The organism is Gordonia sihwensis NBRC 108236, assembly GCF_000333035.1.
GTDB classification, from domain to species: Bacteria; Actinomycetota; Actinomycetes; order Mycobacteriales; family Mycobacteriaceae; genus Gordonia; species Gordonia sihwensis.
Map to the genome: position 1 here is coordinate 102,032 of NZ_BANU01000014.1, position 22,582 is coordinate 124,613.

Consider the following 22,582-nt stretch of genomic DNA (forward strand, 5'->3'; position numbering starts at 1 on the left):
GTCGCAGCGCAATGGACTTTCTGCAGATCCTCGACGCCCCGATTCAGCCCGGCGGCCTGGTCGAGTGGATTCCGGCTGTGCCGGGCGGTCTGGGCAGCTGGAGCCGAGACGTACGCGAGACCTCGCACAACCACGAGGAGCATCTGCGGTCGGCGTTCGAGTACCGGGCGCTGACGCATCGCGAGGGCGGCCGCGAATCGTGGCTCGGGCTCGCGATCGAGTTCGACGAACCGATGTCGGTGCCCTCGGTCCGCTCCGCCCTGGTGGCGTACATCAATCGCCACGAGGTGCTGCGGACGCACGTGGTGCTCAAGGCCGACCGCGACGCCCGCTACCGCACGGAGCGCTACACCACCGAGCCCGACACCGTCCGGGTCAAGATGGCACGCATCGGCTGGTACACCGAGACGCCGTTGCTCCTCGAGCAGATCGCGGGATCGTTCGACCGCGCGACCGCCCCTCTGCACTGGCCGGCGTACCGGTTCGCGACCGTGGCGCGACCGGACAGCTTCACCCTGTTCTTCGCCGCCGACCACTCGCTGGTGGACGGCTACTCCCTGGTCAATGCGCATCACGAGTTGTCGGAGCTGTACAGGGCGGCCCGCGAGGGTCGTCCACCGGCTCTCGAGCCCACGGGCAGCTACCTCGACTTCAGCGACGCCCAGCGCCGCGCCGCCGACGTCGCCGACCCCGAACACCGCGCGGTGCGCACATGGGCCGAGTTCGTCGCCCGGTTCGGCGGCCGACTGCCACCGAACCCCCTGCTGACGCCCGGTCGGGCGGGGCCCGCCGAGGAGGGCACCGGGCCGGTCCAGCTCGCGCGCACCCGGTTGCTCCTCGACGACGCCGGCGCGACGCGCTTCGAGGCCTTCTGCGCCGCCTCGGGCGCGTCCCCGGTGGGCGGGATCCTGGGAGCGATGGCGGTGGCCTTCCGCGAGACCAGCGGCGCCGACGACTTCGCCGTGATCATGCCCCGGCATACGCGGACCGACCGCTCGTGGCTGCACTCGCTGGGCTGGTTCGTCGGTCTGGCGCCCCTGGTGATCGACGTCTCCGACGATCCCACGCCCGCCGAGGCGTCGCGGCGGAGCACCGCGGAACTGAGCGCTTCGCGGCACGGAAGCGAGCTTCCGTTCCTTCGTGTGGCGGATCTCATCGGCGTCACCGGCTCGCCGCATACGGTGGTCTCGTACATGGACACGCGCGGGGCACCGCGTGCCCAGGCCGCCGACGACGGTGCCGCACGGGTCCTGCGCAGCCATTCTTATGCCGACGACGAGGTTTACGTGTGGGTCAACCGGACGCCCGGCGGCCTGCGGATGCACGCTCGCTATCCCGCCGAAACCGCAGGTGATGTTCCCGTCTTCCTCGACCGTTTCGCGGACCTACTCGCGCGTACAGCCGAAGCCGGGTAGACAATTTTCTTGACCTGCGTGAGATGCGTCGTACCGAGCAATTGATCGGTGCGTTAATCTGAGTCGCGGAAATCACGTTGCCCGTCTGATGCGAGCCACGTGTAGGACGCCACGAGCGGGAGAATCCCGCGCGAGACGCAGCCCGTCGACCCCGGATGGTGAGAGCCGTCCCCGACAACGGCACCGCCTGACCGGTGGTGCCACAGGAGTGCCAGTGACCAGTTCCGCTGAGATCAGTCAGACGACCATCAAGAAGGTCCTCATCGCCAACCGCGGTGAGATCGCCGTTCGCGTGATTCGCGCCGCGAAGGACGCAGGCATCGCCAGTGTCGCCGTGTACGCCGAACCGGACGCCGACGCACTGTTCGTGCAGCTGGCGGACGAGGCGTTCGCACTCGGCGGCCAGACGTCGGCCGAGTCGTACCTGGTGTTCGACAAGGTCCTCGACGCCGCCGCCAAGTCCGGCGCTGACGCAGTCCACCCCGGATACGGCTTCCTCTCGGAGAACGCGGACTTCGCACAGGCCGTGATCGACGCCGGTCTCACCTGGATCGGCCCGCCCCCGTCGGCCATCCGTGACCTCGGCGACAAGGTGACCGCACGCCACATCGCCGAGCGCGCGAAGGCGCCGATGGCCGCCGGCACCAAGGATCCCGTCGCCGGCGCCGACGAGGTGGTCGAGTTCGCCAAGCAGTACGGCGTCCCGGTCGCGATCAAGGCCGCCTTCGGCGGCGGCGGCCGCGGCATGAAGGTCGCGCACACCGTCGAGGAGATCCCCGAGCTGTTCGAGTCGGCCACCCGCGAGGCCGTCGCGGCATTCGGTCGCGGCGAGTGCTTCGTGGAGCAGTACCTCGACAAGGCGCGACACGTCGAGGCCCAGGTCATCGCCGACCAGCACGGCAACGTCGTCGTCGCCGGAACCCGCGACTGCTCGCTGCAGCGCCGGTTCCAGAAGCTGGTGGAGGAGGCCCCCGCTCCCTTCCTGACCGACGAGCAGCGGGCGCGCATCCACTCCTCCGCGAAGGCCATCTGCCGCGAGGCCGGCTACTACGGCGCGGGCACCGTGGAGTACCTGGTCCAGGGTGACACCGTCTCGTTCCTCGAGGTCAACACCCGACTCCAGGTGGAGCACCCGGTCACCGAGGAGACCTCGGGCATCGATCTGGTGCGCCAGCAGTTCCGCATCGCCGAGGGCAAGGCCCTGGAGATCACCGAGGACCCGACCCCGCGTGGTCACTCCTTCGAGTTCCGGATCAACGGTGAGGACGCCGGGCGAGGCTTCCTGCCCGCGCCCGGCCCGATCACCGTCTACCGCGAGCCCTCCGGCCCCGGCGTCCGCGTCGACTCGGGCGTCCGCCAGGGCGACGTCATCGGCGGTCAGTTCGACTCGATGCTGGCCAAGCTGATCGTCACCGGCGAGAACCGGACCCAGGCACTCGAGCGCGCCCGCCGCGCACTGGCCGAGTTCGAGGTCGACGGCCTCGCCACCGTGATCCCGTTCCACCGCCACATCGTGTCGAACCCCGCCTTCATCGGCAGCACCGACGAGAACGGCGTCGAGGGCTTCGAGGTCTACACCAAGTGGATCGAGACCGATTGGGACAACCCGATCAAGCCCTTCACCGGCGGTGAGCCGCTCGACGACGAGGACGACACCCAGCGCCAGAAGGTCATCGTCGAGGTCGACGGCCGCCGCGTCGAGGTCTCGCTGCCCGGCGATCTCAACCTGGGCGGCGGTGGCGGCACCAACGGCGCCATCCGCCGCAAGCCGAAGTCGCGCACGCGCAAGAAGGGCGGCGGCGCCGCTGCCTCCGGCGACGCCGTGACCGCGCCGATGCAGGGCACCGTCGTCAAGGTGGCCGTCGGTGAGGGCGACGAGGTCGCCGAGGGCGACCTGGTCGTGGTCCTGGAGGCCATGAAGATGGAGAACCCGGTCACTGCGCACAAGGCCGGCACCATCACCAGCCTGTCCGCCGAGGCCGGTGCCGCGGTCACCCAGGGCACGGTGCTGCTCGAGATCAAGTAGAACCGGATACACCTCCGGCTGTGCCGTTCCGCCTGACCGATGTGGAGTCAGCAGGAACGGCACAGCCCGTTTTCGGAGCCGTGCACGCGCCCGGATCCGGCCGATTCGTGAGCGAACGAGAAGGACCCGTCATGGAAGCTGTCGAGATCAACGCCGGTGCGTGGTATCTGCGCGCCCTGCGGCACGACGAGCGGTTGTCCGATGTGCCCGCGCTCGAGCTCCTCGGCGTCGGCGATCCAGTCGAGTACATCCGAGCCGCCGACGCCGCGTGGGCCGACGAGTCGCGTCTCACGTGGGCGGTGTGCGTTCCCACCACCGGAGAACTCGCGGCGCTGATCGGCGTCGACGCCGCGGGGTCGGTGGCCGGCCTCGCCCGCGACGGCTACGACGCCGCGCTCGCGGCCGCGGTCGATCCCGCCACCCGTTGCGCGAGCGCACTGCTCGACGTCGAAGCGGCGGCTCTGCGCTCCGGACTGCCGGGCCGCTGACCCGGACGCCGCGCATCCAGGTCGCCGCGCATTCAGGCAGGCGCTCAGAGGGGCGAGTCGGCGGGGTTCCCGAGATCGGTGCAGTCGACCAGCACCATGTCGTCGCGGTGCGCGACGAGATACCGCACGGCAGGCAGTCCCGCCCCCAGCTCCGCGATGGCCTCGCGAACGCGTTCGGCTCCCAGGTAGAAGGGTTGGGCGGGACGGCCGCCGAACGCCGCGCGGCACAGACTCGTCGGGCAGTCGGCGGCGGCCTCGATGACGCGTGCGACTGCGATCGAACCGGCATCCGGGCTGTCGAGGGTCTGGATCACCGCCCCCGCCAGACTCGGATGCTGATCGACGAACTTCAGCGCCGCACTCGAGCAGGCGTCGAGACTGTCGTACCACTCGGGGAGATAGAGCGTCGTCGACGAGGTGTCGGGCGCCGGAACCACGCGGGCGCCGAGCGCCACATAGATGTCCTTGCAGCCGCCGGCGCCCAGACTTGACACGCAGGCCATCAGTCGCTGTTCTGTCGGAACATCGCCGTCACCTGCGGGATTCCGCTCGTCTCCACGGGCTACGAGGATGATCCCAGCGACCGGATGAGCCGGTCCGCCGGAGTTAAAATCACCGCCGGATCCCATGCTGCCCAATGGTACCCGGTCCTTTACCATCGATAACTGCAACTGGTTCGCCCGGCCGGGATCACTATGGAGCCCCTGCTTCCCGCCGGGCGTCGACGCGAGTTCGCTGCCGACGGCAGCGACCGCCCGCGAAGAGGGAATCCGGTGAGACTCCGGAGCTGACCCGCAGCGGTATGTCGGAACGACCGCCGTCACACGCACTGGGACCGCCCCGCCCGAGCCACGGCTCACCGGCGGCGGCGCCTGGGAAGCGACGGCCAGTAGAAGCGGGCTCCATTCCTGGCCCGCGCGCCGACGAGCCCGAAGACCTGCCGGATGTATCGAGCGCATCCGCGCCCGATGGCTGTCCGCCTCGAGGAAACGGGCGACTGACGAACTGCGGTTCGCAGCGCCCGGTATGGCGACGGCTCGAACTACTCATGCAGGAGAAGAACACGTCATGTCCGATGACACGACTATCACCACCGACACCAGAACCACCGACTCGGCGGGCTTCACGGCCACCGTCCCCGGCGTCGCCCGGATCGGCGCCAACCGGGAGCTCAAGCGCGCGGTCGAAGCCTATTGGGCGGGCCGGATCGACGCCGCCGCGCTCACCCGGGTCGCAACGGGCATCCGCCGCGACAGCTGGAGCAGACTGATCGACGCCGGTTTCGACTCGGTGCCCGTCAACACGTTCTCGTACTACGACCAGGTGCTCGACACCGCTGTGATGCTCGGCGCGCTGCCACCGCGAGTGGCGGCGATCGACGATCCGCTGGACCGCTACTTCGCCGCCGCCCGCGGCACCGCCGGCGGCCCGGGCCCCGACATCGCACCGCTGGAGATGACCAAGTGGTTCGACACCAACTACCACTACCTGGTTCCGGAGATCGGTCCGGACACCGAGTTCATCCTCGACCCGGGCGCAGTCCTCGATGAGATCGCTCAGGCGCAGGCTCAGGGCGTGCCCGCCCGTCCCGTGGTGATCGGACCGATCACCTTCCTCGCGCTCGCCAAGGCGGTCGACGGCGGCCCGGCACCGCTGACCCGCATCGACGATCTCCTGCCGCTCTACACCGAGCTCCTCGGCCGCCTGGCCCAGACCGGTGTCGACTGGGTCCAGATCGACGAACCCACGCTGGTGACCGATCAGGCCGACGGTCTCACCGACCTCGCCGAACGCGTCTACGGTGTGCTGTCGGCTGTCCGGACGCGCCCGCGGATCCTGGTGCAGACGTACTTCGGCGATGCGGGCGACCGTCTCGCGGCGCTGGCGCGGACCGCGGTGGAGGGCGTCGGAGTGGACCTGGTGACCGGCTCTCCGGACACCGTCCGCACGGCCGATCTGACCGGAAAACTGGTAGTCGCCGGCGTGGTGGACGGCCGCAACGTCTGGCGCACCGACCTCGACGCGGCGCTGGCCGCACTCGAGTCGCTGCGCGCGCACGCCGGTGCCCTCGCGGTCTCGACCTCGTGTTCCACACTGCACGTCCCGTACACCGTGCGCGGCGAGTTCGAACTCGACCCGGTGCTGCACGGATGGCTGGCCTTCGCCGAAGAGAAGTTCGGCGAGGTGGCCGCGCTCGCTCGGGCCCTGGCGCACGGCCGGGACGACCAGGCGTGCCGGTTCGAGGCGGCGCGCGCGGCACTGGCGTCCCGGGCAGCGGACCCGCGCGTACACGTCGCCGCGGTCCGCGAACGCCTCGCCGGGCTCACTCCGGCCGACTGGACCCGCTCGCCCGCGCCCGACCGCCGTGAGGCGCAGGACGCCGCGCTCGGCCTGCCCGTCCTGCCGACCACGACCATCGGCTCGTACCCGCAGACGGTCGAGATCCGCAAGGCGCGCCTCGCGCTGCGGAACGGAACCATCGACTCGGCGGCCTACCGGTCCCGGATGGAGCAGGAGATCGCCGCGGTGATCGCCCTGCAGGAGCAGGTGGGTCTGGACGTCCTCGTCCACGGGGAACCCGAGCGTAACGACATGGTCCAGTACTTCGCCGAACAACTCGACGGCTTCTTCGCGACGGCCGCCGGCTGGGTCCAATCGTACGGGTCACGCTGCGTCCGGCCGCCGATCCTCTTCGGCGACGTCCGGCGGTCGTCGCCGATGACGGTCGGCTGGATCACCTACGCGCAGTCCCTGACCGAGAAGCCGGTCAAGGGCATGCTCACCGGCCCGGTGACGATCCTCGCGTGGTCGTTCGTCCGCGACGACCAGCCGCTCGCCGAGACCGCGCGTCAGGTGGCTCTCGCGATCCGGGACGAGACCACCGATCTCGAGCGCGCGGGGGTACCGATCATCCAGGTCGACGAACCGGCACTGCGCGAACTGCTGCCGCTGCGGACCGCCGACCGCGCGGCGTACCTCGACTGGGCGGTGACCGCCTTCCGTATCGCCACCGGCGGGGTCGGCGACGCCACCGCGATCCACACGCATCTGTGCTACTCGGAGTTCGGCGAGGTGATCGGTGCGATCGCCGCGCTCGACGCGGACGTCACCTCCATCGAGGCGGCGCGCTCCCATATGGAGGTCCTCGACGACCTCGACGCGGCCGGCTTCGCCGCCCAGGTGGGTCCGGGCGTCTACGACATCCATTCGCCGCGCGTGCCGGCCGCCGATGAGATGGCCGCGTCGCTGCGTGAAGCGCTCGACGCGGTGCGCGCCGACCGGCTGTGGGTCAATCCCGACTGCGGGCTCAAGACCCGCCGCACCGACGAGGTCACCGCCGCGCTGCGGAACATGGTCGACGCCGCCCGCCGGGTCCGCGAGGAGATCGCCGCCGATCGGGCCACGGTGCCCGCCACCTGATCGCGACCGGATCCATCGGACACCGCTCACCGGTGGCCGATGGGTCCGGTGGGCCCGTCCTGCCTCCGGTACCGCCGCGTCCGAACTACAGTGGAAGCCGCCCGATTCCCCGACCGGCGGTGCCCGCGACAAGAGGTGGAGACGATGCTCAGATGGTTGGCTGTTGCCGCGACGTGGGTTCTCGCCGCGGTGTCCTCGACGCTCGTCCTGGTCTCCCCGTGGTGGCTATTCGTCACCGGCGTCCTCGCCTTCATCGCCCTGGTCGGCACGTACGACCTGGTGCAGGCCCGCCACAGCATTCTGCGGAACTATCCGGTGCTCGGGCATTTCCGCTTCCTCATGGAGAGCATCCGGCCGGAGATCCAGCAGTACTTCATCGAACGCGACACCGACGGGACCCCGTTCGACCGGGAGACGCGCACCACGATCTACGAACGCGCCAAGGACGTCAAGGACGTCGACCCGTTCGGCACCCAGCGCGATCCGACGGTGATCGGATACGAGTACGTGCGGCACTCGATCGTCGCGCACTCCGCCACCGACGAGACCCCCACCGTGCGGATCGGCGGGCCGGCGTGCACTCAGCCGTACGACATGGCGATGTACAACGTGTCCGCGATGAGCTTCGGCGCGCTGTCGGCGAATGCGATCCTGGCACTCAACGGCGGTGCCGCCAAAGGCGGCTTCGCACACGACACCGGTGAGGGTGGGCTCAGCTCCTACCATCTGCGGCCCGGGGGCGATCTGATCTGGGAGATCGGCACGGGTTATTTCGGCTGCCGCACCCCCGACGGGCACTTCGACCCCGAGCAGTTCCGTGCCAAGGCATCGAACCCGCAGGTCAAGTGCATTTCGATCAAGCTGTCCCAGGGGGCCAAACCCGGTCTCGGCGGAGTGATGCCCGGCCCCAAGGTGACGGCCGAGATCGCGCAGATTCGGGGTGTCCCCGCCGGGCGGTCCGTCGTCTCACCGCCCTCGCACAACGCTTTCCACACCCCCGTCGGGCTGTGCGAGTTCATCGGCCGTCTGCGCGACCTGTCGGGCGGCAAGCCGGTCGGCTTCAAACTGTGCGTCGGTTCGCGCAGTGAGCTCCTCGGCATCTGCAAGGCCATCCGCCAGACCGGGATCGCACCCGATTTCATCATCGTCGACGGGGCCGAGGGCGGCACCGGGGCCGCGCCGGTGGAATTCGAGGACAACGTCGGGACCCCGCTGACCGAAGGCCTGATGACGGTACACAACGCACTGGTCGGCACCGGTCTGCGCGACCAGATCCGGATCGGCGCGTCGGGCAAGATCACCAACGGCATCGACATCGTCAAGCGCGTAATCCAGGGCGCCGATTTCACCCTCGCGGCGCGGGCGATGATGATGGCCGTCGGATGCATTCAGGCGCAGCAGTGCCACACCAACAAGTGCCCGGTCGGCGTCGCCACCCAGGATCCGAAGCGAGCCCGCGCACTCGACGTGCCCGACAAGACCGAACGGGTCTACAACCTGCAGCGCCACGTCGTCGACAACGCCAAGCAGTTCGTCGCGTCGATGGGGCTGACGAGCTTCGACGATCTCCACCCGTCGATGCTGATGCGGACGGTGGGGCCGAACAGATCGAAGTCGTACGCGGAGATCTACGAGTGGCTCGCGCCGGGCGAACTGCTGACCCGCCCGCCGGAGTCGTGGCGCGAGGACTGGGAGTACGCGAGTGCGGAGTCCTTCGTCCTCACGAGTGCACACGAACCCGATCCGTCACACCGGCCGCCGAGCCACGGCAGCACCCAGCATCCGCTCGCGGTGTAGCCCCGCTCGCGGCGTTCTCAGCGCCAGGCGAACACCGGCTGTTCGAGATCGTGAACGCGGGTGTCCCGGCCGGCCAGTACCACCTCGGCGAACTGATACACGACCGCGGCCGTCGGCGCGTGGATCCGGGCGCCCGCGATGTTCAGCGCGACCAGGGTGCGCGGCGACTCCGGTATCCGGCTGAACACCGCCGGCCTGCGCAATTCGTCGAAGGACACGAAGAAGAGCTCGTCCACCTCGGCCGGACTCGGATGGACGGGCGGGTCGTCGTCCACCCAGCACACCACCGGTGTCATCAGATAGCCCGACCGCGTCTCGTAGTCGTCGAGAAGGCCGAGCACCGTCTCCTCACCGAGCTCGATCCCGATCTCCTCGTGCAGTTCGCGCAACGCGGCCCGGGTCGGCGTCTCGCCGGGATCGAGGCGTCCGCCCGGGAGCGCGAACTGATTGGAGTGGTTGCGCAGGGACGACGGCCGCCGGGCGATCCAGATCCCGTACTCCCCGCCGTGACGGACGACGGTGATGGCGACCGCCGAGTGCCGGAGCCTGCCCGCCGGGTCGTCGATGGTCCGGCGGGCCCAGCTCCCGATCCGCTCCCGTGCCAGTTGCCGCGTGATCTCCATGCCGTCATCTCTACCCGGTGCGGCGTCCCGAGGGCGGCTAACCGATCACCACGAGCAGGTCGCCGGGCGCCACCTCGGCGACCGCGTCGACGGCGACCCGCTCGACCACCCCACCGACGGGCGCGGTGATGGAGGCCTCCAACTTCATCGCCTCGATCGTCGCCACGGTCGATCCCGCGGTGACGCTGTCGCCCTCGGCCACGGTGACGGTGACGACGCCGGCGAAAGGCGCTCCGATCTGGCGCGGATCACTGCGGTCGGCGCGTTCGGCGACAGCTGCCGACGGCTCCACCGACCGGTCCTGGGCCGGCACCGGCCGCAGTGTCCCGTTCACCGTGAACAACACGGTGCGGCGGCCGAGGTCGTCGGGTTCGCCGACCGCTTCGAGACCGACGAGCATCTCGGTGCCGGGACCCAGTCGGACGCGATGCTCCTCGCCGGGCCGCAGACCGTAGAAGAACTCCGTCGCCGACAGCCGCGAGGTGTCGCCGAACGTCGCCCGATGGTCGCCGAACTCGGCCGCCGGACCGGGGAACAGCAGCCGGTCCAGAACCCGCCGCCTGCGCGGCCCGGATCGGGTGAGCGCCTCGCGATCGTCGGCCGCGAGGGCGGCGGTCGGCGGCGTGTGGGTCCGGCCCGCGAGGGCCTGCGTGCGCAACGGTTCCGGCCAACCGCCGGCGGGCTCTCCGAGATCGCCGGCGAGGAAGCCGATCACCGAGTCGGGGACATCGTGCGATGCGGGGTCGGCGGCGAACTCGGCAGCGGTGATCTGCTGCGCCACCAGCGACAGGGCGAGATCGCCGACCACCTTCGACGACGGCGTCACCTTGATCGGCCGCCGCAACAGTGCGTCGGCGTCGGCGTAGGCCCGTTCCACCTCCTCGAAGCGGTGGCCGACGCCGAGGGAGATGGCCTGCTGCCGCAGATTCGACAGCTGTCCCCCGGGGATCTCGTGTTCGTAGACGCGTCCGGTCGCGGCTCCCACCCCGGACTCGAACGGCGCGTACACGCGGCGCACCGCCTCCCAGTAGGGCTCCAGGGAGCACACGCTGCGAAGATCCAGCCCGGTGTCGTGTTCGCCGTTCTCCAGCGCCGCCACCACCGCCGAGAGCGATGGCTGACTGGTGGTGCCCGACAGCGGAGCGCTGGCGGCGTCGACCGCGTCTGCTCCCGCGGCGATCGCCGCGAGATAGGTGGCGACCTGACCGCCCGCGGTGTCGTGGGTGTGGACGTGGATCGGGATGTCGAACTCCCGGCGCAACGCGCCGACCAGGGCGGTCGCGGCACGCGGACGAAGCAGACCGGCCATGTCCTTGATCGCGAGCACGTGGGCGCCGGCGTCGACCACCTGCTCGGCCAGACGCACGTAGTAGTCGAGGGTGTACAGATCTTCACGCGGATCCGACAGGTCGCCGCTGTAGCTCAACGCCACCTCGGCCACCGCCGTCCCCGTCTCGCGTACCGCGTCGATGGCGGGCCGCATCGCCTCGACGCTGTTGAGCGCATCGAAGATCCGGAACACGTCGATTCCCGTGGCCGCCGCCTCCGCGACGAAGCCGCGGCACACATCGTCCGGATACCGGGTGTAGCCCACGGTGTTGGCACCGCGGAGCAGCATCTGCAGGCAGACGTTCGGCAACCCCTCCCGGAGTCGTTCGAGCCGCTCCCAGGGATCTTCCTTCAGGAAGCGGAGCGCTACGTCGTAGGTGGCACCGCCCCAGCACTCCACCGACCACAGCTGCGGGGTCAGTGCCGCCACGTACGGTGCGACGGCGTCGAGGGCGCTGGTGCGCAGCCGGGTGGCGAGCAGCGACTGATGCGCGTCGCGGAAGGTGGTGTCGGTGATCGCGACGGCGGACTGAGTCCGCAGCGACTCGGCGAACCGGTCCGGCCCCAGACTCAGCAGACGCTGCCGTGAGCCCGCGGGCGGCCGCGCCAGCAGGCTCGCCGGGACGGCGGGCAGTTTGGAGGTGGGACGGACGGTCGACGGCGCCTCACCGTGCGGCCGGTTCACCGTCACGTCGGCCAGATACGCCAGCAGCTTGCCGACGTCGTCGCCCGGTGCGTGCCCGGTGAGCAGTTCCGGATGGTCGTCGATGAACGAGGTGGTGGTCCCGCCCGCGAGGAAGTCGTCGTTCTCCAGGACCGCGCGGAGGAACCCGATGTTGGTGGTGACGCCGCGGATCGAGAACTCGGCCAGCGCTCGCCGGGCCCGCGCGGCCGCGGTCGCGAAATCGCGGCCCCGGCAGGTGAGTTTGACGAGCATCGAGTCGAAGTGGCCGGTCACCTCGCTGCCCAGAGCGGCGGCGCCGTCGAGCCGGACCCCCGCCCCGCCGGGCGCGCGGTAGTCGCGGACGCGGCCGGTCTGCGGCCGGAAGCCGTCGGCGGGATCCTCGGTGGTGATGCGGCATTGCAGCGCCGCACCGCGGACGGTGATCGCGTCCTGGTGCAGCCCCATCCCGGCGAGCGAGGCACCGCCGGCGATCTGCAGCTGGGCCGACACCAGATCCACCTCGACCACCTCTTCGGTGATCGTGTGCTCCACCTGAATCCGCGGGTTCATCTCGATGAAGTAGTGCCGGCCGCGTTCGTCGAGCAGGAACTCGACGGTGCCCGCACAGGTGTACCCGATATGCCGGGCGAAGGCGACGGCGTCGCGGCAGATGCGGTTGCGCACCTGGGGGTCCAGGCCCACGGCGGGGGCGATCTCGATGACCTTCTGATGCCGCCGCTGCAGGCTGCAGTCCCGCTCGTACAGGTGCACCACGTCACCGCCGGCGTCGGCCAGGATCTGTACCTCGATGTGTCGCGGTCGCACCACCGCCTGCTCCAGGAACACCGTGGGATCGCCGAATGCCGCATGGGCTTCCCGGCCCGCCGCCGTCACCGCATCGGCGAGATCCTCGATCCGTTCCACCCTTCGCATCCCGCGGCCCCCGCCGCCGGCCACCGCCTTGACGAATACCGGGAACGTCAGCTCGGCCGCCGCCGCTACCAGCTCGTCGGGGTCGGATGACGGCGCCGACCCGGCGAGCACGGCCAGGCCCGCCTCGCGGGCGGCCTGAACCGAGCGCTTCTTGTCGCCGGTGAGGTCGAGCACCGCGGCCGACGGTCCGACGAAGACGAGTCCGTTCTCGTCGCACGCGCGGGCCAGTCCGGCGTTCTCCGAGAGGAAGCCGTAGCCCGGGTACACCGCGTCGGCCCCCGATCTCAGCGCCGCCCCGATCACCTCGTCGACTGACAGATAGGCCTTGACCGGGTGGCCGGGCGTGCCGATCTGATACGACTCGTCGGCCTTGAATCGGTGGATGCCGCCGCGGTCCTCGTGCGGGAACACGGCCACCGTTCCGAGGCCGAGGTCGCGGGCCGCACGGAAGGCCCGGACCGCGATCTCGCCTCGGTTGGCGACCAGGATCTTCGAGATGCTCACGCCGGAACGGACCTCTGCTGCGGGCCCGAGTACGCGGACAGCGGACGGATCAGGGCGTTCGACTCGGTCTGCTCGATGATGTGGGCCGTCCACCCGGTGATGCGGCTCATCACGAACAGCGGCGTGAACATCGGGATGTCGAAACCCATGAGGAAGTACGCCGGTCCGGTCGGAAAGTCGAGGTTCGGCCGGATCCCGGTCCGCGAGACCATCTCCTCTTCGAGCTCGGCGTAGATGGCGAGCCATCTGGATTGACCGAGGTGTTCGGAGACCTCCCGCAGCGCGCGGTACATGGTGGGCACCCGGGAGTCTCCCCGCTTGTAGACGCGATGGCCGAAACCCATCACCTTCTCTCCGGCGGACAGCTTCGCGTCGAGCCAGGCGCGCGCCCGCTCGGGGCGGTCGATCTCGATCATGTCGTGCATCACGGCCTCGTTGGCGCCGCCGTGCAGCGGTCCCTTCAACGCGCCGATCGCCGCGGTCACCGCGCTGTAGATGTCCGATCCGGTCGAGGTCACGACGCGGGCAGCGAAGGTGGAGGCGTTGAAGCTGTGTTCGGCGTAGAGCACCATCGACTTCTCGAAGGCCCGGACGACCACCGGATCGGGCACCTCTCCGAAGCACATGTTCAGGAAGTTCTCCGCGTAGCCGAGCCCGTGGTGCGGGGCGATCGGGTCCAGTCCCCTCCTGCGTCGCAGGTCGGCGGCGACGATGGTGGGCAGCACCGCGAACATCCGCTGAGCCTTGTCGAGCAGTGACGCGGGTGCGGCGACGTCCTCGTCGGGGTCCTCGGTGCCGAGATAGCTGATCATCGTCCGGACCACGTCCATCGGGTGGCAGGTCTCGGGAGTGCGGGCGAGCACCGCCTGTGCCGATCGGTCCAGACGCCGGGCGGCGCGCTCGCGCTGGGTGAACTGTTGCAGCTGATGATCCCCCGGCAGCTCGCCGTACCAGAGCAGGTACGCGACCTGCTCCATCGAGCACTTCTCCGCGAGTTCCTGCACCGGATAGCCGCGATAGGTGAGCGAGTTGGTCTCCGGGACCACTTTCGAGATCGCGGTGGTGTCCACGACGACACCGGCCAATCCCTTGTATATGGCGTCGGTGTATATGGCGTCGGTCCCGCTCGTCCGTGCGGCCGCGGACTGCGCGGTGGGCGTGTCGGTCATTTCTGAACCCCCGGTCGGGTGTAGGTGAACAGCTGGTTGTCGAAGGCGTTGTAGTCGGCGTATCGGAGGAACTCGTAGAGGCGGGCGCGGTGCTGCATGCCGTCGAGGAGCCCCCGCTGCGTGCCGGTCGAGGAGAGTTCGCCGAGACCGGCCTCGACGGCACCCATCGCGATCCGGAGAGTGGTGACCGGATAGATCACCGCGTTGTAGCCGAGATCCCGGAGTTGCTGTGCGGTGAGCAGTTCCGACTTGCCGAACTCGGTCATGTTCGCCAGCAGCGGCGCGTCGACCGCCGCGCGGAAACGCTCGAACTCGGCGGCGGTGGCCAGGGCCTCGGTGAAGATGAGGTCGGCTCCGGCGTCGACGTACGCCTTCGCTCGGTCGATCGCCGCATCGAGGCCCTCGACGCCGCGGGCGTCGGTGCGGGCGCACACGATGAAGTTCTCGTCGCGGCGGGCTCCGACCGCGGCTCCCAGCCTGCGCAGCATGTCGTCGACCGGGACCACCTCCTTGCCGTCGAGGTGTCCGCAGCGTTTGGGGTTCACCTGGTCCTCGAGGTGGCAGCCGGACAGCCCGGCGTCCTCGAGCGTCGCGACGGTCCGGGCCGCACTCATCGGCTCGCCGAACCCGGTGTCGGCGTCGATGAGCGTCGGCAGGTCGGTGGCTCGCGCGGTCGCTCCGCCGCGCGCGGCGACCTCGGTGAGGGTGGTGAGGCCGATGTCGGGCAGCCCCAGGTCGGCGGCCAGCGCGGCGCCCGAGACGTACACGCCCTCGAATCCGGCGTCGGCCACCATCTTGGCCACCAACGGTGAGAACGCGCCCGGCCAGCGCTGGAGTTCGCCGGAGTTCAGGGCGTCGCGCAGGCCGCGCCGCTTGTCGGCGTCGCTGCGGCCGGAGGAGAAGACGCTTCCGGAAGTGGCGGTCATCTCAGAGGATTCCCTTCCCGGTCTCCGGCGCGGACGCCAGCACGTCCGGCAGGACGCGGACGTTGAGGGCGTCGAGACCGCCGGCGGGCAGGTCCGCGAGGCCGGTCGCCGCCGCGACGAAGCGTTCCTGCTCGGCGGGGTCGATCACGCCCTCGGCCATGCGCGCGAACTTCGCCAGATACTGGTCGCGGGCGAATGGACGGGCGCCGAGCGGGTGGGCGTCGGCGACGGCCAGTTCGTCCTCGATCACCTCGCCGCTCGCGAGGGTGATGACGGCGCGGGCGCCGAAGGCCTTCTCGTTCGGGTCGGTGGAGTGGTAGCGGCGCGTCCACTCCGGGTCCTCGACGGTGGAGATCTTGCGCCACAGTTCCACCGTGTCCGGGCGGGCGGCGCGCTCGGGCGCGTACGAGCGTTCGTGGTCCCATTCACCGTCCTGGAGCGCGACGGCGAAGATGTACATGACCGAGTGATCGAGCGTCTCACGGCTCGCGGTCGGGTCGAACTTCTGCGGGTCGTTCGACCCGGTGCCGATCACGTAGTGGGTGTGGTGGCTGGTGTGCAGCACGATCGACGCGATCTGCGAGGGGTCGCCGACCCGGTCGCGCATCCGCCGGGCCAGGTCGATCGGCGCCTGGCTCTGGTACTCGGCCGAGTGCTCCTTGGTGTAGCTGTCGAGGATGGCCCGCTTGGCCTCACCCGGCGCAGGCAGGGGCACCGTGTAGCGCGCCTCGGGCCCACCGAGCATCCAGGCGATCACACCGTCTTCGCCCTCCCAGATCGGCGACGGCGCCCCCTCGCCGCGCATCGCCCGGTCGACTGCCTCGACCGCGATCTTGCCCGCATGGGCCGGGGCGTACGCCTTCCAACTGGAGATGAGTCCCTTGCGGGACTGCCGCGTGGCGGTGGTCAGGTGCAGGGCCTGGCCGACGGCCTGGTAGATCGTCGGCACATCGAGCCGCAGCATGGTGCCGAGACCGGCCGCGACCGACGGACCGAGGTGCGCGACGTGGTCGATCTTGTGCTCGTGCAGGCACATGCCCTTCACGAGATCGATCTGGATCTCGTACGCGGTGGCCAGTCCGCGGATCAGATCGGCGCCGTCGGCGCCCACTCGCTGCCCCACCGCCACCAGGGCGGGGATGTTGTCGCCGGGGTGCGAGTACTCGGCGGCCAGGAAGGTGTCGTGGAAGTCCAGCTCACGCACCGCGACGCCGTTGGCCCAGGCCGCCCACTCCGGTGCGTACGAGCCGTCGACGCCGAAGACCGTGGAGCCGCCGGCGACCGGCCTGGTCTGCGCCTGCCTGCGCGCGCTCACGACCGGTCGCCGCACCACCGACGCGGCGCTCACGGCCGCGTTGTCGATGATGCGGTTGACGATCATCTCGGCGGTCTCGTCGGGCACACCGACGGGGTCGGCGGCCACCTGAGCGATCTTGTACGCGAGATGCTCGCTCAACGGAAACTCTTCGGCGCTGCGGCGGGTGCGGACTTCGTGATTGATCATGTTCGCACCGTACGCAGGCGCTCTCGTCTCGCGAAAGGCCTGGCAAATGCGTATTTCTGCGGATCTTTCAGGACTATGTTGCGAATCTTGCGGATACCGTGCCGGATACAGTTGGCGCATGGCCAAGACCTATGTGGGCGGCCGGCTCCGCCGGCTGCGCGAGGAGCTCGGGCTGTCGCAGGCGGCGCTCGCCCGGCGGCTGGACCTGTCCACCACGTACGTCAATCAGCTCGAGAACGACCAACGCCCGATCACCGTCCCGGTGCTGCTCACCATCACCTCCGCGTTCGACCTCGCGCCGGACTTCTTCTCCGCGTCCGGCGACGCCCGCCTCGCCGCCGACCTGGCCGACGCGATCCTCGAGCAGGGAGAGAAGGTGAGCCGGACCGAGGTGGCTGAGATGGTGGCGCGCATGCCGCAGATCGGCCGCGCCCTGGTCGGCATGCACCGTCGGCTGGCGGCGGCGACCGCCGAGCTGGAGACGCTCCGAGCGCGGACCGGTGACGGCTCCACCGAACCCCACATCACCCCGTTCGAGCAGGTCCGCGACTATTTCTACGACCGCCGCAACTACATCGCCGAGCTCGACCTGGCCGCCGAGCGACTCTTCGCCGACGCCGGCCTGTCCGTCGGCGGGCTGGATCTGCAGCTGGCCGACCTGTTGGAACACCGGTTCGGCGTCCGCGTCACGATCGCGCCCGCCGAGCGCGGCACCGGACCCAAGCGCGTATTCGACGAGGAGTCGGCGACGGTGACGCTCGCGCGGCGACTGTCGGCGGGCCAGCGCGCCTTCCAACTCGCCACGCAGCTCGCACTGCTCTCGCAACGCCCGCAGATCGATCGGCTGGTGGCCTCCGCGGACAGCCTCGACGACGCCTCGATACCCGTGGCGCGCGTGGGCCTCGCGAACTACTTCGCAGGTGCGCTGGTTCTCCCCTACGGCGAATTCGCCGCTGCCGCACGTGAACTCCGCTACGACGTCGACCTCTTGAGTCGGCGGTTCGAGGTCGGCTTCGAGACCGTCTGCCACCGCCTGTCCACCCTGCAACGCCCCGGCGACCGCGGAGTTCCGTTCATCTTCGTCCGTGTCGACAAGGCCGGGAACATCTCCAAGCGTCAGTCGGCGACCGCGTTCCACTTCTCCCGGGTGGGCGGCAGCTGTCCGCTGTGGGTGGTCCACGACGCCTTCGCCACGCCCGGCCGGGTGCGGACCCAGGTGTCGCAGATGCCGGACGGCCGCAGCTACTTCTGGCTGGCGCGGACCATCGACTCGCATTCGGGCGGCCACCTCGCGACGCCGTCCGACTTCGCGATCGGCCTGGGCTGCGATCTCGCGCACGCCGACGAACTGATCTATTCGACCGGAGTCGACCTCGCCGAGGACCGCACGATGGTGCCGATCGGCGCCGGCTGCAAGGTGTGTCCGCGGCCGGACTGCTCGCAGCGCGCCTTCCCGATGCTGGGCCGCGGCATCCACATCGACGAACGGATCAGCGACTCGATCCCGTACCGCCGGTCGGAGTGAACCGGGGCGGTACGGGACCGCAGCCGTGCGGATCGACCGATGTCGGTGGAGTCGATCAGTCGTGAGCGAAGCTCACGGTCGGGAGCACCTTCCGCAGCCAGGCCGGCGTCCACCAGGCCGCCCGTCCGGTCAGCCGCAGCAGCACCGGCAGCAGCACCAGCCGGATCAGGAAGGCGTCCAGCAGCACCGCGACGCCGAGGATCACTCCCATCTCCTTGGGAGGCAGCGGTCCGGACAGGGCGAAGGTGAAGAACACCGCCACCATGACTCCGCCCGCGGCGAAGATCACCCGCCCCGAGTGCGCCACCGCGCCCACCATCGCCGACCTCGCATCGCCGTCACGTTCCCAGTGCTCCTTGGCGGAGGCGAGCAGGAACACCGTGTAGTCCATCGCGATGGCGAAGATCATCGCGAAGAAGAACACCGGCGCCCAGGCGTCCAGGAAGCCCTGCGACTCGAAGCCGAACAGTCCGGCACCGAGTCCGTCCTGGAACACCAACCGCGCCACGCCGAACGCCGCCGCGGTCGAGAGGAGACTGACCAGCGTTCCGAGGAAGGAGATGAGCGGCGCCGCCAGCGCGAACAGCAGTAGCAGGAATCCGAGCGTCAAGACCACCGCGATCACCACCGGAGTGCTCCGGTCGAGTTGCGCCTTCAGGTCCAGATTCTCTACGGCGGCACCGCCCACGAGCACCCCGGCGGGCAGGCCGGCGCGCAACCGGTCGACGGTCTGCGCCAGTTCCGGGTCCGACGGATCGACGGTCGGCACGGCCTGGATCATCCGGTAGTCGACGCCGTCGGACGGTGCGGCCGGCGGGGTCGCGGCCGCGATTCCCGGATCGTCCGCCAGCACCGTGCGCGCCTCGTCGGCGACCGCCGCGGGTGCGATGACGGTCAGCATGCCCGGCGCTCCCGGACCGAAAGCCTCCTGCACGCGGTGGTAGCCGACGCGGGCACTGGCGTCTTCCGGGAGCACCTTGATCGACGGCATGGCGGTGGTCAGGCCCACCAGCGGGATCGCCAGGACCACCAGGATCGCCAGGGCCGCCGCTCCCCACCGCAGCGGGTGCCGCCACAGTCGTTGCGCCCACGCCTCGAACCGCGGCGAACGGTGTTCGCCCGCCTTGACCCACGGCAGCGGCAGTTTGTCGATGCGGTGATCGAGCTTCGAGAGCACCAGTGGCAACAGGGTGAGGGTGGCCGCGAGGATGAACACGACCGAGATCATGATCCCGCCCGCCATCGACCGGAACGACGGTGACGGCACCAGCATCACGGCGGACAGCGACACCAGCACGGTCGCGCCCGAGAGCAGGACCGCCTTGCCCGCCGTATCCATGGTCTGAGCGATCGCGGCCCGCATCGGCAGTCGCTGTCCCATCCGTGCCGCCCGGAACCGGACGACGAGGAACAGCGCGTAGTCGATGCCCAGGGCGAGGGAGAACATCATCGCGAAGTTCATCGCCCAGATCGACACCGGGACAACGGCGTTCACCAGCACCAGAATTCCCGCCGACGCGACGAGACCGGCGATCGTCAGCAGCAGCGGCAGCCCGGCGGCGACGAGCGCACCGAACGCCACCACCAGGATGAAGAGCGTCACCGGGAATGAGATCATCTCGGAGGTCAGCATCGCCTCGAGGTTGGCCTTGTTGAAATCCGACCACATCACCGACGCACCCGTGGGCGCCACCTGAACGCCGTCGCGTGAGAGGGCCTCGAGTGGCGGCGACAGATCGGTCGCCGCGCGCACCATCTCGTTGGTGTCCGCGCCCGCACCGCCGATCACGATCGCCGTCCGGCCGTCGGCGGAGAGGGTGGCCCCCGGCGTCGGCTCGATCACCTGGCTGATCCGTCCGTCGGCGCGCAGGATGTCGCCGACAGCGGCGATCACCTCCGGCCCATCACCCTCGGTGAGGGACCGCTGGCCCGTCACGACCACCTGGATGGCCGACGACGCGTTCCCGCCGAAGTGCGCGACCGCTAGATCGCGGGCCGCGACCGAGTCGGACCCCTGTGCCTGCCAGCCGGCGCCGGAGAGACTCTTCTCCACCGACGGTGCGAAGACGCCGAGCCCGATGACGATCAGGATCCACGCCGCCGCGACCAAGCGGCCGTGGGCACTCACCCAGACGCCGAGCCGACCGAGCGGCCCGGGCCGCGGCTCCACCGCGCCCACGGACGCGGCGGACGCCCGCGTCGGTTCCAGTTCTTCACTTCTCATGTCATTCGTCCTCCTCCATATCCCCCTGGGGGGTTAGTGGGAGACCGTACATCCCCCCAGGGGGTTATGCAATAATCGAGGCGACGAGAGGAGTCGACATGCAACTACCCGACGAGAAGCTCAAACCGGTGCTCACGCGGCTGCGACGCGCCCATGGCCATCTGGCGACCGTGATCCGCATGCTCGAAGAGGGTGCCGAATGCGAGGATGCCCTGACCCAGCTCGCCGCGGTCGACAAGGCGCTGGCGCGCAGCGGCTACGCCCTGGTCTCCACGGGCCTGATCCACTGCATCAGCACCGAGGGCCCGGACAGCGTCGATCAGGCCAAGATGGAGAAGCTGTTCCTGTCGTTCGCCTGAGAGCGGATCAGCGACGGACGGCGGTGCGGAGCAGCGCGAGCTGGATGGTGGTGAGGAGCCGGTCGTCCCGGTCCTCCAGGCGCAGGCCCGAGAGCTGCTGGGCCCGCTCGATCCGATAGCGCAGGGTGTTCGCGTGCACGCCCACCGCGGCGGCCGCATCGCGCACGTTGCCGTGCGCGTCGAGATAGGCCTGGACGGTCGCCACCAGGTCGGCGGAGTGCTTGCGGTCGTAGTCCGCCAGCGCGGCCACCCGCGGGTCCAGGAGGTCCTCGCGCGCGGCGACCACGTCGAGGATCTCGCCGAGCAGAACCGCGGTCCGTGATTCGGCCAGACTCGTCACCCGCGCTGCACCCGGAGCCGATGCGGTGGCCGTGAGCACCCGGTCCACTTCGGCCCGCCCGGCAGGAACGTCGGCCAGCCCGGCGAGCGGGCTGACCACCGCGGCGTGCAGCACCGCGCCCGCCAGGGCCGCGTCCCCGTCGAACTTCGTGACGAGTCCGCCGACCCAACGCATGATCGCGGCCGTGTTGACCGCCGGCAGCAGCAGGTACGCGCGACCGTCGAGCACCGTGGTGACGGCCGCGGCGGCGAAGGCGCTGGCGTGCAGCCGGAGTGCACCGCCGACTGCGGCCATCGCGTCCTCGTAGACGGCCTGGTCGCCGCCGGTGGGCGCGATCCCGATCACCGCGACGGCCTCGTCCACCGGCCACCGCAGGTACGCGCCCGCCGACGAGACGTCGATGCCCCCGTGCGCACCGAACAGACGCTGCACCAACTGGCCCTCCGTGGACGGCGCACGCATCTCCCGGGTCAGGATGCGCGCGGCGATGGCGGCGGCCCCGCGCATCACGTCGGCGGAGTCGTCGGCCAGCGGTCGGGCGCCCTCCTGCACCCAGATGGAGCCGAGATGCCTGCCGGATCGGGCGTGGACGCCGACGACGAGGCGGCGGCGCATGGCCTGTTCCGGGTGCTCGGGCACGTCGACCACCTCGCCGCCGCGGCGAATCGCATCGAACACGCCCCAGCGACGAAGCAGATCCAAGTACGCGGGCGGCCCGGCCCGGCCGAGGATCGTCTGCACCCGCAAGTCGTCGGCCTCGCCCTTCGACGGCGAGTACGCGAGGACCCGCGCACTGGTCGCGTCCTCGATGGACACCAGTCCCCCGGTACCGTTCGCGACCAGCGCCACCAGACCGAAGAGATCGACGTCGACGGGCGGCGTCAGGTCCGCGGGGTCATCGTCCCGGACCCGGTCCAGACATCCCTGCACTGTCGTGAGCACCCGGTCCCACCGCGCCCGGGCATCGACCACCACCACGGCCACCCCCGCCCGCGCGGCGACCCCTGCCAACCCGGACGGATTCGCCTTGGTGAAGACCACACGCGGCCCCTCGGCGGGCCTCCCCTCCGTGTGGCACCCCCGCATCCACTCGAGGACCGCGCCGGTGCCGAGTCCCACCAGAAGCACCGCGTCCGTCGGCGCATCGAGACCGCCGGCCAGATCGTCGGCATCGATCATCGACACCGAGGTGATCCGCCGTTCCGGATCGGCGTCGGCGAGGACGTGTGCCACGGCGGTGTCGAGAGCCGAGACGACGTCTCGGAGGAGCACCGACGGATGCGTCGCCGACACCTCGTCGCTCGTCGCTCCGGAATCCTCGTCACCAGTGGTCATG

General features: G+C 70.1%; 15 protein-coding genes and 1 riboswitch. Of the genes, 7 read left to right on the forward strand and 8 right to left on the reverse strand.

From position 1 onward, the window contains the following. Positions 1-11 precede the first annotated feature (11 nt). From GSI01S_RS10260 to GSI01S_RS10270, 3 genes are all read left to right on the forward strand, one after another. The gene (locus GSI01S_RS10260; RefSeq protein WP_006896484.1) at positions 12-1,415 is read left to right on the forward strand and encodes a condensation domain-containing protein; all 1,404 of its coding nucleotides are present in this window, start codon (positions 12-14) and stop codon (positions 1,413-1,415) included. 214 nt (positions 1,416-1,629) lie between these two features. Then, positions 1,630-3,441, forward strand: coding sequence for an acetyl/propionyl/methylcrotonyl-CoA carboxylase subunit alpha (locus GSI01S_RS10265; protein WP_006896485.1), 1,812 nt, complete (start codon positions 1,630-1,632; stop codon positions 3,439-3,441). A gap of 131 nt (positions 3,442-3,572) precedes the next feature. Continuing rightward, positions 3,573-3,929 carry a hypothetical protein gene (locus tag GSI01S_RS10270; protein WP_006896486.1) on the forward strand — a complete coding sequence of 119 codons (357 nt, stop codon included), beginning with the start codon at positions 3,573-3,575 and terminating at the stop codon, positions 3,927-3,929. Positions 3,930-3,973: 44 nt separating this feature from the next. Here GSI01S_RS10270 and GSI01S_RS10275 read toward each other — a convergent pair whose 3' ends face one another. Further along, positions 3,974-4,423, reverse strand: coding sequence for a hypothetical protein (locus GSI01S_RS10275; protein ID WP_231650343.1), 450 nt, complete (start codon positions 4,421-4,423; stop codon positions 3,974-3,976). 231 nt (positions 4,424-4,654) lie between these two features. Beyond that, positions 4,655-4,888, forward strand: a riboswitch (cobalamin riboswitch). 109 nt (positions 4,889-4,997) lie between these two features. On the opposite strand from GSI01S_RS10275, the gene metE reads away from it, so the two are divergent. Beyond that, on the forward strand, positions 4,998-7,349 hold the full coding sequence (gene metE / locus GSI01S_RS10280; protein WP_006896488.1) for a 5-methyltetrahydropteroyltriglutamate--homocysteine S-methyltransferase: 2,352 nt from the start codon (positions 4,998-5,000) through the stop codon (positions 7,347-7,349). A 144-nt stretch (positions 7,350-7,493) separates the two neighbouring features. Further along, complete coding sequence (locus GSI01S_RS10285) at positions 7,494-9,146, forward strand: FMN-binding glutamate synthase family protein (protein WP_006896489.1); 1,653 nt, start codon at positions 7,494-7,496, stop codon at positions 9,144-9,146. A 17-nt stretch (positions 9,147-9,163) separates the two neighbouring features. Here the strand turns inward: GSI01S_RS10285 and GSI01S_RS10290 are convergent, their stop codons facing one another. Genes GSI01S_RS10290 through prpD form a run of 5 tightly spaced genes read right to left on the reverse strand, consistent with a single transcriptional unit; the run spans position 9,164 to position 16,798 of the window. Continuing rightward, the gene (locus GSI01S_RS10290) at positions 9,164-9,769 is read right to left on the reverse strand and encodes an NUDIX hydrolase (protein ID WP_006896490.1); all 606 of its coding nucleotides are present in this window, start codon (positions 9,767-9,769) and stop codon (positions 9,164-9,166) included. 37 nt (positions 9,770-9,806) lie between these two features. Next, a complete protein-coding gene (locus tag GSI01S_RS10295; protein ID WP_006896491.1) occupies positions 9,807-13,199 on the reverse strand; it encodes a pyruvate carboxylase in 3,393 nt (1,130 codons plus the stop codon). Beyond that, complete coding sequence (locus GSI01S_RS10300; RefSeq protein ID WP_006896492.1) at positions 13,196-14,368, reverse strand: bifunctional 2-methylcitrate synthase/citrate synthase; 1,173 nt, start codon at positions 14,366-14,368, stop codon at positions 13,196-13,198. The genes GSI01S_RS10295 and GSI01S_RS10300 overlap by 4 nt, the downstream gene beginning before the upstream one ends. Then, positions 14,365-15,294: a methylisocitrate lyase gene (gene prpB, locus GSI01S_RS10305; RefSeq protein WP_006896493.1), complete on the reverse strand. Its 930-nt coding sequence runs from the start codon at positions 15,292-15,294 to the stop codon at positions 14,365-14,367. Before prpB ends, GSI01S_RS10300 begins: the two co-directional genes overlap by 4 nt. 1 nt (position 15,295) lies before the next feature. Continuing rightward, positions 15,296-16,798: a 2-methylcitrate dehydratase PrpD gene (gene prpD, locus GSI01S_RS10310; RefSeq protein WP_006896494.1), complete on the reverse strand. Its 1,503-nt coding sequence runs from the start codon at positions 16,796-16,798 to the stop codon at positions 15,296-15,298. 118 nt (positions 16,799-16,916) lie between these two features. On the opposite strand from prpD, the gene GSI01S_RS10315 reads away from it, so the two are divergent. Beyond that, positions 16,917-18,323 (forward strand): short-chain fatty acyl-CoA regulator family protein, encoded by a 1,407-nt coding sequence (locus GSI01S_RS10315; RefSeq protein ID WP_006896495.1) that lies wholly within the window; start codon positions 16,917-16,919, stop codon positions 18,321-18,323. A 55-nt stretch (positions 18,324-18,378) separates the two neighbouring features. On the opposite strand, the gene GSI01S_RS10320 is transcribed toward GSI01S_RS10315, so the two are convergent. After that, entirely contained in the window at positions 18,379-20,547 is a 2,169-nt protein-coding gene (locus GSI01S_RS10320) for an MMPL family transporter (RefSeq protein WP_006896496.1), read from the reverse strand. A 98-nt stretch (positions 20,548-20,645) separates the two neighbouring features. Here GSI01S_RS10320 and GSI01S_RS10325 point away from each other — a divergent pair, with 98 nt between their 5' ends. Beyond that, positions 20,646-20,906 carry a metal-sensitive transcriptional regulator gene (locus GSI01S_RS10325; protein ID WP_006896497.1) on the forward strand — a complete coding sequence of 87 codons (261 nt, stop codon included), beginning with the start codon at positions 20,646-20,648 and terminating at the stop codon, positions 20,904-20,906. Positions 20,907-20,913: 7 nt separating this feature from the next. Here GSI01S_RS10325 and GSI01S_RS10330 read toward each other — a convergent pair whose 3' ends face one another. Beyond that, complete coding sequence (locus tag GSI01S_RS10330) at positions 20,914-22,581, reverse strand: PucR family transcriptional regulator (protein ID WP_006896498.1); 1,668 nt, start codon at positions 22,579-22,581, stop codon at positions 20,914-20,916. Position 22,582: the final 1 nt, after the last annotated feature.

Bases quoted from the DNA above. Each gene is read 5' to 3' on its own strand.
- GSI01S_RS10270 (WP_006896486.1), top strand. From the start codon at position 3,573: ATGGAAGCTGTCGAGATCAACGCCGGTGCGTGGTATCTGCGCGCCCTG.
- prpD (WP_006896494.1), bottom strand. From the start codon at position 16,798: ATGATCAATCACGAAGTCCGCACCCGCCGCAGCGCCGAAGAGTTTCCG.
- GSI01S_RS10300 (WP_006896492.1), bottom strand. From the start codon at position 14,368: ATGACCGACACGCCCACCGCGCAGTCCGCGGCCGCACGGACGAGCGGG.
- GSI01S_RS10325 (WP_006896497.1), top strand. From the start codon at position 20,646: ATGCAACTACCCGACGAGAAGCTCAAACCGGTGCTCACGCGGCTGCGA.
- prpB (WP_006896493.1), bottom strand. From the start codon at position 15,294: ATGACCGCCACTTCCGGAAGCGTCTTCTCCTCCGGCCGCAGCGACGCC.
- GSI01S_RS10285 (WP_006896489.1), top strand. From the start codon at position 7,494: ATGCTCAGATGGTTGGCTGTTGCCGCGACGTGGGTTCTCGCCGCGGTG.
- GSI01S_RS10330 (WP_006896498.1), bottom strand. From the start codon at position 22,581: ATGACCACTGGTGACGAGGATTCCGGAGCGACGAGCGACGAGGTGTCG.
- GSI01S_RS10320 (WP_006896496.1), bottom strand. From the start codon at position 20,547: ATGAGAAGTGAAGAACTGGAACCGACGCGGGCGTCCGCCGCGTCCGTG.
- GSI01S_RS10315 (WP_006896495.1), top strand. From the start codon at position 16,917: ATGGCCAAGACCTATGTGGGCGGCCGGCTCCGCCGGCTGCGCGAGGAG.
- GSI01S_RS10260 (WP_006896484.1), top strand. From the start codon at position 12: ATGGACTTTCTGCAGATCCTCGACGCCCCGATTCAGCCCGGCGGCCTG.
- metE (WP_006896488.1), top strand. From the start codon at position 4,998: ATGTCCGATGACACGACTATCACCACCGACACCAGAACCACCGACTCG.
- GSI01S_RS10290 (WP_006896490.1), bottom strand. From the start codon at position 9,769: ATGGAGATCACGCGGCAACTGGCACGGGAGCGGATCGGGAGCTGGGCC.